Annotated in this window: 12 protein-coding genes; all 12 read right to left on the minus strand. The window is 70.5% G+C overall.

The features are described from left to right. Positions 1 to 9 precede the first annotated feature (9 nt). The 12 genes from glgX to G6N60_RS16640 all read right to left on the minus strand — a co-directional run bounded on the left by glgX (position 10) and on the right by G6N60_RS16640 (position 12,376). Complete coding sequence (gene glgX, locus G6N60_RS16585) at positions 10 to 2,139, minus strand: glycogen debranching protein GlgX (protein ID WP_163744075.1); 2,130 nt, start codon at positions 2,137 to 2,139, stop codon at positions 10 to 12. Between the two features lie 185 nt (positions 2,140 to 2,324). Further along, complete coding sequence (locus G6N60_RS16590) at positions 2,325 to 2,681, minus strand: VOC family protein (RefSeq protein ID WP_163739327.1); 357 nt, start codon at positions 2,679 to 2,681, stop codon at positions 2,325 to 2,327. Positions 2,682 to 2,806: 125 nt separating this feature from the next. Further along, positions 2,807 to 4,075: a sensor domain-containing phosphodiesterase gene (locus tag G6N60_RS16595; RefSeq protein WP_246240763.1), complete on the minus strand. Its 1,269-nt coding sequence runs from the start codon at positions 4,073 to 4,075 to the stop codon at positions 2,807 to 2,809. Between the two features lie 77 nt (positions 4,076 to 4,152). After that, entirely contained in the window at positions 4,153 to 5,184 is a 1,032-nt protein-coding gene (locus G6N60_RS16600; RefSeq protein ID WP_246240765.1) for a Rieske (2Fe-2S) protein, read from the minus strand. Continuing rightward, positions 5,181 to 6,710 carry an FAD-dependent oxidoreductase gene (locus G6N60_RS16605; RefSeq protein ID WP_372510915.1) on the minus strand — a complete coding sequence of 510 codons (1,530 nt, stop codon included), beginning with the start codon at positions 6,708 to 6,710 and terminating at the stop codon, positions 5,181 to 5,183. Before G6N60_RS16605 ends, G6N60_RS16600 begins: the two co-directional genes overlap by 4 nt. Next, entirely contained in the window at positions 6,707 to 7,432 is a 726-nt protein-coding gene (locus tag G6N60_RS16610; protein ID WP_163739329.1) for a class I SAM-dependent methyltransferase, read from the minus strand. The genes G6N60_RS16605 and G6N60_RS16610 overlap by 4 nt, the downstream gene beginning before the upstream one ends. Continuing rightward, entirely contained in the window at positions 7,429 to 7,758 is a 330-nt protein-coding gene (locus tag G6N60_RS16615) for a lycopene cyclase domain-containing protein (protein ID WP_163739331.1), read from the minus strand. The genes G6N60_RS16610 and G6N60_RS16615 overlap by 4 nt, the downstream gene beginning before the upstream one ends. After that, positions 7,755 to 8,090, minus strand: a complete 336-nt coding sequence (locus G6N60_RS16620; protein ID WP_163739333.1) for a lycopene cyclase domain-containing protein — start codon at positions 8,088 to 8,090, stop codon at positions 7,755 to 7,757. The genes G6N60_RS16615 and G6N60_RS16620 overlap by 4 nt, the downstream gene beginning before the upstream one ends. Beyond that, positions 8,069 to 9,043, minus strand: a complete 975-nt coding sequence (locus G6N60_RS16625) for a phytoene/squalene synthase family protein (RefSeq protein ID WP_163739335.1) — start codon at positions 9,041 to 9,043, stop codon at positions 8,069 to 8,071. The genes G6N60_RS16620 and G6N60_RS16625 overlap by 22 nt, the downstream gene beginning before the upstream one ends. Then, positions 9,040 to 10,545 carry a phytoene desaturase family protein gene (gene crtI, locus G6N60_RS16630; protein WP_163739338.1) on the minus strand — a complete coding sequence of 502 codons (1,506 nt, stop codon included), beginning with the start codon at positions 10,543 to 10,545 and terminating at the stop codon, positions 9,040 to 9,042. The genes G6N60_RS16625 and crtI overlap by 4 nt, the downstream gene beginning before the upstream one ends. After that, on the minus strand, positions 10,542 to 11,324 hold the full coding sequence (locus G6N60_RS16635; protein ID WP_246240768.1) for a TauD/TfdA dioxygenase family protein: 783 nt from the start codon (positions 11,322 to 11,324) through the stop codon (positions 10,542 to 10,544). Before G6N60_RS16635 ends, crtI begins: the two co-directional genes overlap by 4 nt. After that, positions 11,303 to 12,376 carry a D-alanine--D-alanine ligase family protein gene (locus G6N60_RS16640; protein WP_163739340.1) on the minus strand — a complete coding sequence of 358 codons (1,074 nt, stop codon included), beginning with the start codon at positions 12,374 to 12,376 and terminating at the stop codon, positions 11,303 to 11,305. Before G6N60_RS16640 ends, G6N60_RS16635 begins: the two co-directional genes overlap by 22 nt.

Consider the following 12,376-nt stretch of genomic DNA (forward strand, 5'->3'; position numbering starts at 1 on the left):
CGCGCGGGCCTACCCGGTGACGGCGCGGAACAGCCGGGTCGCGCGTCCCTCGACGGTCACCGACCCACCGGCGTCGACGTGGTCGACGTCCTCGGACCGTCCGGTGGCGGTGGCGGTGTCGATCACCGGCACCCAGGAGGGGCCGAACTCGGCGGGGGGCAACGTGAAGTCGATGGGCTCGTGGTGGGCGTTGAGGCACATCACGAACGAGTCGTCGGTGATGCGCTGCCCACGGGAGTCCCGGTCGGGGACGCCCTGACCGTTGAGGTACACGGCTACCGACTTGCCGAAGCCCGAATCCCAGTCCTCGTCACTCATCTCCGACCCGTCCGGCCGGAACCACGAGATGTCGGGCTGACCCTCGGCACCGCGTCGACGCACTGGGCGGCCGTCGAAGAAGCGGCGGCGGCGGAACACGGGATGCTCCGCCCGGACCTCGGAGACCGCGGCGGTGAACGCAATGAGGTCGGCGTCGGCGGTCGACCAGTCGATCCAGGTGATCTCGTTGTCCTGGCAGAAGCCGTTGTTGTTGCCGCCCTGGGTGCGGCCCAGCTCGTCGCCGTGACAGATCATCGGCACGCCCTGGCTCAGCAGCGTCGTCGTCAGGAAGTTGCGCACCTGCCGGGCACGCAGGGCCAGCACCTCGGGATCGTCGGTCGGACCCTCCACCCCGCAGTTCCACGACTGGTTGTTGGACTCGCCGTCGTTGTTGTCCTCACCGTTGGCCTCGTTGTGCTTCTCGTTGTAGGACACCAGGTCTCGCAGCGTGAAGCCGTCGTGGGCGGTGACGAAGTTGATCGACGCGACCGGCCGCCGGGCGGTGTGCTCGTAGAGGTCCGGTGACCCGGTCAACCGCGACGCGAACTCGCCCAACGTGGCGTCCTCGCCGCGCCAGAAGTCGCGCACCGCATCGCGGTACTTGCCGTTCCACTCCGTCCACTGCGGCGGGAAGTTGCCGACCTGGTAGCCGCCGGGGCCGACGTCCCACGGCTCGGCGATGAGCTTGACCTGGCTGACCGTCGGGTCCTGCTGAACCAGTTCGAAGAAGGCCGACAGCCGGTCGACGTCGTAGAACTCCCGCGCCAGCGTCGAGGCCAGATCGAAGCGGAACCCATCGACGTGCATCTCGGTCACCCAGTACCGCAGTGAATCCATGATCAGCTGCAGCGAATGGGGGTGACCGACGTTGAGGCTGTTGCCGGTGCCGGTGTAGTCCATGTAGTAGCGCTGGTCGTCGTCGACGAGGCGGTAGTAGGCCGCGTTGTCGATGCCCCGCAGCGAGACGGTGGGCCCCATGTGGTTGCCCTCGGCGGTGTGGTTGTAGACCACGTCGAGGATCACCTCGATGTTCGCCTCGTGCAGCGTGCGCACCATGGTCTTGAACTCCTGCACCTGGCCGCCGGGCGTACCCGACGAGCTGTACTTGGAGTCCGGGGCGAAGAACCCAATGGTGTTGTAACCCCAGTAGTTCGACAGCCCCTTGTCGATCAGGGTGGAGTCGTTGGCGAAGTGGTGCACCGGCATCAGCTCGATCGCCGTCACGCCGAGCTCCTTGAGGTGTTCGACGACGGCGGGATGCGCGATCGCACCGTAGGTGCCGCGGCTCTGCTCCGGGATGTCGGGGTGCGTCTGCGTCAGACCCTTGACGTGGGCCTCGTAGATGACGGAGTCGGCGTACTCGTGCTGCGGCGGGCGATCGGTGCCCCAGTCGAAGAACGGGTTGATGACGACCGACTTCGGCATGCTGGCCGCCGAGTCCTCGTCGTTGCGGCTGTCGGGGTCACCGAAGTCATAGCTGAAGAGTGACTGGTTCCAGTCGAACGTGCCGTCGATCGCCTTCGCGTAGGGGTCCAGCAGCAGCTTGTTCGGATTGCAGCGCTGCCCGGACGCCGGATCGTACGGTCCGTCGACGCGGTAGCCGTACCGCTGCCCCGGCTCGATCCCGGGCAGGTAGGCGTGCCACACGAAGGCGTCGACCTCGGGGAGATCGATCTGGGTCTCCTGCAGACCACCCGCGCCGTCATCGCTGAACAGGCACAGCCGCACCCGCTCGGCGACCTCGCTGAACAGCGCGAAGTTGGTGCCGCCGCCGTCGTAGCTGGCGCCCAGCGGATAGGCCTTCCCCGGCCAGACCTCCATCGGCGGCGTCTCGTGGCTCGTCGACGGCGACTGGTCGGTGGGCGGGACGGGCGGTGCCGCGGTGTCCTCCGAGCTGATGGGTTGGGCCACTGCGCATCTCCTTGTCGTGGGCCGTGACACCGGCCCGTCTCCTGCCTGAACCGTTGCGCCCTTGCGGCGCAACGGGTTTCACACTGGCGCCGCCGCTACTCCGACGGGGGTTCGTACAGCTGCAGGTCGTTGCCCTCGGAGTCCTTGAACGACGCGACGCGACCCCACGGACGGTCGGCGACCTCGCCCACGAACGTCACGCCCGCGTCGGTGAGCCGGACCAGCTCGTCGTACAGGGTGCCGTCGGGCTGCAACGTCAGGATGGCCCCACCACCGCTCTCGGTGTGCGTGTCCTCCCGCGCGTTCAGCCCGATGGACACACCGTTCGCGTCCAACTCCGACCAGTCCTCGCCCTCGTTCTTGACCGTCAACCCGAGGGTCTCGCCATAGAACTTGAGCGCCCTGGCCATGTCGTCGACGGGCATCCACACCGTCGCAATGCCATTCGCCATCCCTACCTCCACATGCTGATCGATTCGAATTCCCTCGATGACCTACCCGCTACCGGGGCGGTTACACCTCGCGACGCGACGGGACCCCGGGCGCACGGTCCAGCCGCGCGGAATCGGAGCACGCGTCAGGGGATTCGACCCAGCAGGCTGCGCGCGACGATGGTGACCAGAACCCGGTCATGGGTGATGACGAGATCGAACCGGCGGTCGCCCTCGGGCCCGGTTGCCTCCGTTGGCCGTTCGCGCGCCACCAGTGCCGCGGCGTGATGCGGCCCGAGGACCACCACGATCCACTGCGTGCACAACGGATCGTCGGCGGCGAGGTCGACGCCCCGAACGCCGGCTCCCAACTCGACCGGCAACCCCCGGCCGAACACGGCCACCAGCGGGCAGGTCGCCGCGAGCGTGGCATAGCGGTCCCGGGTGGACCCCGAGAAGTTCGCGGCGCGTTGCATCGTGGTGAGCACGATCGACGGGTCGCTGGCGTTCTCGGCCTGCGCTTCGATGTGGCGCGAGAACGGGATCAGCGTCGCCTTGCGGGCGGTGCGCACGGCCGTGGCCGCGGCGACGGTGTCGAACGGTGACGCCGACACGGGTTGGATGGGATGCTTCATCGGCGGCGGCGACCACACCGCCGACGCCTGCAGCGTCGTCGCCTCGGCGCGGCCGAACAGGTAGCCCTGACCGAGGGTGGCCCCCAACGCGAGCGCCTGCTCGCAGTGCTCCTCGGACTCGATGCCCTCGGCGAGCAGGATCGACCCCGTGCGCTCGTGGTGGGCGAGCACCGCGGACAGCGTCCGGGTCTGGTCCTCCCCGGGGTCGGACTGGACCAGCTGCATGTCGAGCTTGACGATGTCGGGGCAGATGACGTCGAGCAGCGCCAGCGAATCGGGGTGTGCGCCAACGTCGTCGAGGGCCACGGCGAAGCCGTCCGCCCGCAGCGCGACCACCTTGTCCAGCAGCGCCCGGGGATGGGCGAGCAGATGGCGTTCGGTCAGTTCGAACATCAGCTGGAACTCGTCGTGGGCGCGGGCCAGCGCCGAATCCCGGGGCCGGCCCAGGTACGCACTGGTCGGCTCGCAATTGACCATCAGGAGGGTGCCGCGGGCCAGCCCCAGCGCCAGCGCGGTGTCGATCGCCGAGTCGATCGACGCCCGGTCGAGGTGGTCGAGCCGGCCGGTCGCCCTGGCACGAGCGAATACGGCCTGCGGGTTGGGGTTGCCCAACCCCGGCCAACGGGCGAGCGCTTCGAAACCGACGACGGTGCGGTCGTCCAGCGCGACGACGGGCTGAAACGCCGGTTCGAGACCGGCACCGGAGGCAGCGACGTCCAGCACAGCGGCGTCGGAGTTCTCGGTCGGCGCCGTCGGGCAACCCGTCATCCCGTCGCCCACGTCCGCCCCCTAGGCTCGGCCCGATCCGACCTTACAAGCCTTTTGGCTGAATCTGCCAGTTTTCGGCAGGCCCGGGGTTAGCGTTTGCTGCGAAGGTCGTAGCGACGCTCTGCGTAGACCAGGTCGTCACGCCACAGCCGGTTGGCGGCGTGGCGCATGAACGGCCGCAGCACCGGGCCGCCGCGCAGGGCGTGCACGAAACCCGGCCGGTCGGAATGGGCGATGACCGCTTCGATCACCGCCGTCCTCGCACGCCCGTCCGGGCCGGGACCGATTGGCGTGGCGTGGGTTTCGACGACGCTGCCGCTGCCCTCCCCCTCGACGATCCGCATCACGATGGTCCGCCGCTCCGGGCAGGTGAACTCGGCGATGACGGGCACGCCGATGCGACCGATGTGGAAGGTCACCGCCACCTGGAAGTTGTCGGCCTCGGCGGGCAGGTCCAGGCCCGGTGGCGGTGCGCTGAGCACGTCGAGGCTCGCGAACGAATAGGGATGAAACCAGCTGCCGTGCCAGGGATCCAGCCGATTGGCGATGACGTCGGCGGGCTCACAGGTGCCGACCAGACGGGTCACCGCGTGGACGGAGGCGCCGTCGGGTCGCTGCGGCAGAATCGGCTCGGGCGTGGCCTTTTCGCCGCCCACGTGGTCCATCCTGGCCCAGAGCAACACCCCGTCGTCGTGCACGGGATAGGGGGTCCAGCCCACGTGCCTGGCTCCGCTCAGCTTCAACCCGTGCCACGCGCAGACCAGCTGTCCGCAGTCCAGGGCGCCGGTCGACAGGTCGGCGCCCAGGTGCGGGCAGGCCCCCGGCCCGGCGTGCAGCCGGCCGTCGGGTTCGCGCCAGACGACCACCTCGTGGCCGGCGATCTTCGTGCCGAACGGTCGCCTGGTCCCCACGTCCGTGCTCGCCGCGAAGGCGAACCAGTTGCCGCTCGGGCGGGCGGTGGCTCGGCGCAGCGCGTGTTCGATGATCGCGGGCTGCGCGTCGCGGTAGGTCGGGCGCTGCCGTTCCCACTGCAGCCGCGGCAGGACCGTGAACGGGTTGGCCTTCGCCACCGTCTTCGACACGGCCGTCACGCGGGCCGCGACGGCGTCGCGCATACTCATGTCCTCAGCTGTCCTTCCCCGGCGATCGCCAACCGCCGCAACGTGTTCGACCGACCCCGGGTGGGGACGCTGTAGAGCGGGTGGCCCCCCAGGCCATAGTGCTCCAGAAGCCGGTTGGCCGCGACCCAACCCGTGGTCGCCGCACGTTCCATCAGTGCCACCGGCAGATCGATGCGGATGCCGTCGCCGGCCAGCACCAGACCGGGATCGGGCGTGACGACCGTCGGCCGGTGCGCGAAGTCCCCGGGTCCGAAGCGGGGGCAGTCCTCGCGCCGCAGCACGCGCTGGGCGACGACGCGCGCCCCGGCGGTCTCGGGGTAGAGCTCGTGCATCCGTTCGACGAGCTGCTTGCACACTTCCTCGCCGTTGCCCGGCGCGGAGTAGGCGTGCAATTCGAGCACCGATCCCCCGGTGCGCTCGGCCCATTGGGCCGCCGTGTGCTCGTAGGCGTCGACGACGCTGACGTTGTCCAGCGGAGGATGTCCGCCGACGCCGAGGAACGCCGGTCGGTCCGCGTCGACCGGTCGGTCCAGCCACAGCCTCAGCACGGTGAACGGGGCGGCGGTCCGCAGCCCGGCGACGTCGCGTCGCCAGGGTTCGTCGCCGAGGTCCGGTGAGCCGTCGACCACGGCGCGCAGCCCGCCGGTGTCGGTCGCGAGCACCACGCCGTCGGCGGTGAGCCTGCTGCCGTCGTCGCAGTGCACCTCGAATTCCTGGCCGCGACGCACGGATTCCACCGACACCCCCGTGTGAAACCGCACGCCGAGTGAATCCAGATACGCGCGCAACGGATTCCACAGCGCGATGGCGAAGTCGTCGACGGCGACGTCGAAGATCAATCCCTCGCTGGAGCCCAGGAAGTAGATGTGGAACATCGTGGCCAGCTCGGCCGCCGACAGTTCCGAGGGTTCGGTGAAGAAGCTGCGGGAGAACACCTCGAAGGCCAGATGCCGGGCGGCGTCGGGAAAGTTGATGTGCCGCAGGAAGGTCTCCGCGTCGGTGTCGTCGAGCAGGCCGTAGATGGCGGGTACCGACACCGCGGCCAGCGGGGCTGCCGCCCTGGCGTTGATCCGCACCAGGTCGCGCAGCCGGAAGGTGGGGCTGCGCAGCGCGAACACCAGGGCGTTCAGCGGTGGCGTGCGCGGCAGACCTCGGAAGGTGTCCTGCCGTCCGTCGGCGTCGACGAGCGGATAGTCGGTCGCCGGGGCCAGCATCGACAGCCCGGGATCGGCGCGCCGCAACAGGTTTCGCAGGTTGTAGTACTGCCGGAAGAACGCGTGGAAGCCGCGGTTCATGGTGACCGTCGAGCCGTCGTCGAGCTCCTCGGTCCACCCGCCGACCCGCCCGCCGAGGTAGGCCTCGCGTTCGACGACGTCGACCTGGACGCCGCGTTCGGCGAGCCCGGTCGCGGCGGCCAGTCCGGCGATGCCGCCGCCGACCACCACCGTGCGGGGCACCGACGACAGCCAGCTCGCATGCGGCAGACCGGCCGGGGCCGCCAGGGTCTCCATCCGCCGGTCGGTCACGACGGCGCGTCCGCGAGGAAGGTGTGCACGACGTCGCGCTGCCAGCCGTGCACGGTCTCGCTGTGCACACCGGTGAAACCGTTGGCGCGCAGGCGGTTTCGCAGTGCCGAGGCGCCGTCGAACTCGGTGACGCTGCGCCGCAGGTGCTGATACAGCGTGGCGTCGCCGGTGCGCAGGCGCCCCATCGGGATGATGACACCCCAGCAGACCGCGTTCCAGGTGGCCCGCGCGCGCACCGAATCCCGCACCGAGTACTCGTGCAGGGCCAGCGTCGCGCCGGGGCGCAGCAGCGCCCGGAACCGGCGCAGGGTCTCGTCGGGGTCGGCGAGATTGCGCACCAGGTAGGCGGCGAAGATGCCGTCGAACGGACCCTCCACCCCGGCTTCGGCCAGATCCTCGACCCGGCTGTGCACGAACCGCGTCGACGGGGGCCACGCCTTGGTCGCCGCCTCGGCGAGCATTCCCGCGGACGCGTCGATGGCCACCACCTCGGCCTCCGGCAGCACCTCGAGCAGCGCCCGCGTCGAGGCGCCGGTGCCGCATCCCGCGTCGAGCAACCGCAGGCCCCGCCCGAGGTGGGGAATGCGCATGCGGCGCACCGACATTCGCAGATGTTCGTGGTAGCCGGGGTTGGCTCCGACGAGTTGGTCGTAGGCGGCCGCGCCCACGTCGAACGCGGCGGGCACCTGGTGGCGCGGCAACCCGCTGGATCCCAGGGTCACGGTCGTCTTTCCTCCTGATCCTTGGCGCCGCGGTGTTCCCACCGCAGCAGTACCGCGGTGACGAGGGCGAACCCGAACAGGAAGTCCTCGATCGGGATGTCCCAAGGGAAGCGGATGCCGGTGGTGTGCCGGTCGGCGTAGAGCACGATCGGCGCGGACAGTTTGGTCAGCCAGCCGTCGACCAGGATCTGGAAGAAGACGACGATGGCCATCGAGATCCAGTACGCGGGCTTGCGGAAGAGGCCGGTGCGCAGGATCCAGTGTTCCCAGGCGCACACTCCGACGACGGAGAGCACCGCGGGCAGGGTGTAGCCCAGTCCGGTCACCGGCGTACGTCCCTGGTGCTGCGCACCTTCGCCAGAATGCGCGAGACGGCGGTGTAGGTCAGCAGCCCGCACACCGGGATGACGAGGAAGAACGCCACCTCTTCGATCGGGATGTGGCCGGGCACGTCCCAGCCGGTGAGGTACCGCGGGTTGTAGTGCCACACGTCGGCGGCGATCGCGACCGCGTCCCAGGCGATGAAGAACAGCGCGACCGGGAGCACCGCGTACGCCAGGCGCCGCGGCCAGCGGTACACGCCGGTGCCGAGGAACTCCAAGGGTGCAGTGATGACCAGGCACGCCGCCAGAACGATCAGGTATTGCCAACGGTCCACGACGTTCCCCTCGGGTGTCGGTCCGACATCCGTGCGCCCCACGCCCGCAGCAGGCCACCCGCGGCGACCCGCGCCCGGCGGGCGTTGCCGACGGTCGCGCGCTGCCCGAACACCGCGAAGTCGCTGCGTTCGATGGTGTCGAGGATCTCCGAATACAGCGTCAGGGCGGCCGCGACGCAGGGGCGCGACCGCCGCGCCAACATCGGAATGCCTTGGCGCGCAGAGTCGTACACGCTGCGGGTGACGGCGTGCTGCTCGGCCAGCGCCGTGCGCACCCGCGGATCGGTGCGCCGGTGTTCGCGACACCACGTCAGCAGCTCGCGGTCGACGCCGTGGACGGCCAGTTCGTCGGCCGGGAGATAGACCCGGCCGCGACCCAGGTCCTCGTCGACGTCGCGCAGGAAGTTCGTCAGCTGGAACGCCTCGCCGAGTGCGGCCGCGTACGGCGCGGTGTCCTGCGGCGACGCGACCGTTCCGAGGATGGGCAGCAGCTGCAGCCCGATGACGTCGGCGGAGCCGTAGGTGTAGCGGCGCAGCGCCGCCCGGTCGGGATAGTCGGTGACGGTGAGGTCCATCCGCATCGACGCCAGGAAGTCGTCGAAGAGCGACGGGTCGATGCGATACCGGTGCACGGTGTCGACGAGCGCCGCCAGCACGGGGTGGTCGGCCGGCACGGCGCCGGTGAGCCCCTCCGCGAGCTGTCGCTGCAGGACGCCCAGCGCGGCGCCCCGGTCGGCGACCGCGACGTCGGGATCGACGTCGTCGAGTATGTCGTCGGCCATCCTGGCGAATCCGTAGAGGGCGTGGACCGCCGGCCGCTGCTCGGCTGCCAGCAGGCGCGTCGCCAGGAAGAACGTCCGCCCGTACTGGGCGTTGAGCTTCCTGGCCCGGCGATAGGCCTCCCGCAGCGCGTGGTCGTGCACGCCCGCCGCGTCCAGTTCCGAACGGATCACCGCACCCCCCGCAGCAGTGGCCCCCGTCGGCCACTGACGCTGCCGGTGATGCGGTCGGCCGCCAGCCGGCCCGACAGCAGCGCCGTGGGCACGCCGACCCCGGGCACCGTCGACGATCCCGCCAGCACCACGTTGTCGATGCCGCGCACCCGGTTGGCCGGGCGGAACGGCCCGGTCTGCGAGAACGTGTGCGCCAACGCGAACGGCGTCCCTGCGTACATGCCCTGCTCCCCCCATCCGGCCGGATCCACCACGTGCAACAGTTCCAGATCCTCGCCCACGTTGGGCATCCTGTCCCGGACGGTCTCGATCATTCCGTCGACGTAGGCGCCGCCGTCGCGGGCCCAGTCGAACCGGCCACGGTCGAGGTTGGGCGCGGGGGCGAGCACGTAGAGCAGGTCGCGCCCCTGCGGCGCGAGCGACCGATCCGTGGCGGTGGGCCTGGTGACCAGCAGCGACGGGTCCGACATCACGCGTCCGTCGTCGATGATGTCGACGAACGTCTGGTCCCAGTCCTTGCCGAAGAGGATGGTGTGGTGCCCGTCGTCGGTCTCGGCGGTGGTCCGGCACCCGAGGTGCGCGACGACCGCGGAGGGCGCGGGCCGCAGCTTGAGCAGTCGCCGGGGCTGGCGTCCGAGCAACCGGTAGGTGTCGGGCAGTTCGGTGGTCAGCACCGCCGAGTCGCACGCGATCCGCTGCCCGTCCTCGGTGCGCACCGCCGTCACCCGGTCCCCCGAGCGTTCCAGCGCCGAGACCGTGGCCCCGTACCGGAACTCCACGCCGGCGGCCGCGGCCGCCGCGGCCAGCGCCTCCGGTACCGCCCGCATGCCACCCCTGGGGAAGTACACCCCGGCGATGGTGTCCATGTAGGCGATGACGGCGTACACGGCCAGGGCGCGCTGCGGCGGGACGCCCGCGTAGAGCGCCTGGAAGGAGAACACCCGCAGCAGGCGGTCGTCGGTGAGGAACCGGCGCATCACCGACTCCCAGCGCCGGAAGCCGCCGAGGGCGAGCAACCGGGCCAGCTGCGGGGTGACCAGTGAGAACGGGGAGTCGAAGTTCGACGCGATGAAGCCGTCGAACTCCACGCGGTACAGCTCGGTCAGCCAATCGCGCAGCCGCAGGTAGCCCTGCGCCTCGCCGGGCCCCATCACCCGGCGGATCTCGTCGGCCATCGCGTCGGCGTCGCGGTGCACGTCCAATGTCGAGCCGTCGGCGAAATGGGTGTGATACGACGGGTCGACCTGGACCAGGTCCAACCGGTCTGACAGCGATTCGCCGACGGCCGCGAGGGTGTCGGCGATGATGTCCGGCATCGTCAGCACGGTCGGCCCGGTGTCGATGCGGTAGCCACCGACGTCCAGCTGACCCATCCGGCCACCGGGATGCTCGCCGCGCTCGAGCACCGTCACGGCACGGCCGCGACCGGCGAGGTGCAGCGCCGCCGCCAGGCCCGCCAACCCCGCGCCGACGACGACCACGTGGTCGCTGTCGGGCCTCATCGGGCGCCCACCGGATCGATCACCATGCCGCGGTGCATCACGCGGTCGCCGAGCACCCCGTCGTGGTCGGCGCGGTGCAATACACAGCGGTTGTCCCAGATCACGACGTCACCAGCTGACCATCGATGCGCGAACACGTTCTCCTCACGGGTGCTATGGGCATACAGGTAGTCGATCACGTCGGCGGCCTCCGATGCAGACAGCCCGCTGATCGCGGTGCACCGCCTCGGTGTCGAAAGGTACATCGCGGTGCGGCCCGACAGCGGGTGCACCTGGAACAGGGGGTGATCGGCCGTGGTCTCCTGGTCCTCGCGCAGGTCGAGCCCGGTGACGACGTGGGTCACGGTGCGCCCGGCCAGCCTCGTGCGCAGGGCCGCGGGCAGCGTCTCGTAGGCCGCGTACTGGTTGGTGAACTGCGTCCGGCCGCCCCGCACCGGCACCTGCACGGCACGTAATGCGGTGTAGGCGGGCGGGTTTCGGACATAGCTGGTGTCGGTGTGGAAGTTCGACCGCGGTGGGGTGTCGCGCCCGACGTTGGAGATGACGTTGAGCTCGTCGAAGCCGGGCACCGGCGTCTCGCCCTCGGTGAAGGTGGTCGGCCCGAAGCTGCGCAGGAAGTTCAGGAAGCGCCCGTCGTCGACGTCCTGGTCGGGCAGGACGAGCACGCCGTGCTCGGCCAGCAGGGTCCGCAGCGCCGCGACGTCGCCGGCGGACAGCGTGTCGACCGACACGCCCGTGACCACGGCGCCCAGCGGGCTCATGGGGTGGTGATCGAGCACCGTGCCTCCTCGAGATCCAGCTCGCGCAGGGCGATCGCGAACAGCTCCGACACGTCGATGCCCCTGGCGGCGGCCATCATCGCGATGACACTGCTCGGGGCGTACGAGCAGTAGGGTCCGGCTTCGAGGAACCACGGTAGCCCGTCGGGGTCGATCCGGAAGTCGAACAGGCTGTAGTGCCGGCAGCCGAGCGCCTCGTGGCAACGTCGCGCGGCCGCCCACACCGCGTCGGTGACGGGGTCGTCCTCGGGGACCAGCCAGGCGCGCCGCGCGTCCTTCGCGACGAGGAACAGGTCGCCGTCACCCGAGCGGTCGAGTTTGTCCTCGCTGGTGCGGATCGGCTTGGAGTCCGGGTTTACCGAGTACTCCTCGAGCGGCAGACAGACCAGCTCTCCGTCGCGAACGATGATGCCGCACCGCACTTCTCGGCCCAGCGGCACGTACGTCTCGACGAGCGCGGCGCTGCCGTTGGCGAGCGCGTGGGCCACCGCGGGACCGTACTGCCGCTCGTCGCGCACCAGGGTCACGCCCATCGAGTTGTCACCGTCGACGGGCTTGACGACCACCGGCAGCGGCAGCGGCGGCGGTCCGGGGGTCCGCACCACCTCACCCGCGGGCACGGCAACGCCGGCGGCGGCGACGATGGCCCTCGCGGCGGCCTTGTCCGCGGCGATCGCCATGACCTCCGGCGGGTTGCCGACGATCGGGATGCCGAGGACGTCGAACAGCGCGCGGTAGGCGGTCATGCCGGGTCTGCAGAACATCTGCGGCACCACGACGTCGATGCCGAGGCGCGCCACGTGCGCGATGGCGTCACTGGGCGACATGGGGACCGCCGCGGCCAGCGCCGGAGCGCCCAGACCGGCGGGAAAGGTCCACGACCCGCCCGGCGCCACGTGCGCGAGGTGATGCTCGTAGCGCTCGTCGGAGGCCAGGGCCGCCAGCGCGCCGCCGGCGTAGAGCCGCGACAGGTCGGCGAAGAACTCGTCGACCGGCGACCCGACGAGGTGCAGCACCGACAGGGGCCGCCCGGCCGTGCCGTGCCCACCCAC

Source organism: Mycolicibacterium madagascariense, from assembly GCF_010729665.1.
Classification (GTDB): domain Bacteria; phylum Actinomycetota; class Actinomycetes; order Mycobacteriales; family Mycobacteriaceae; genus Mycobacterium; species Mycobacterium madagascariense.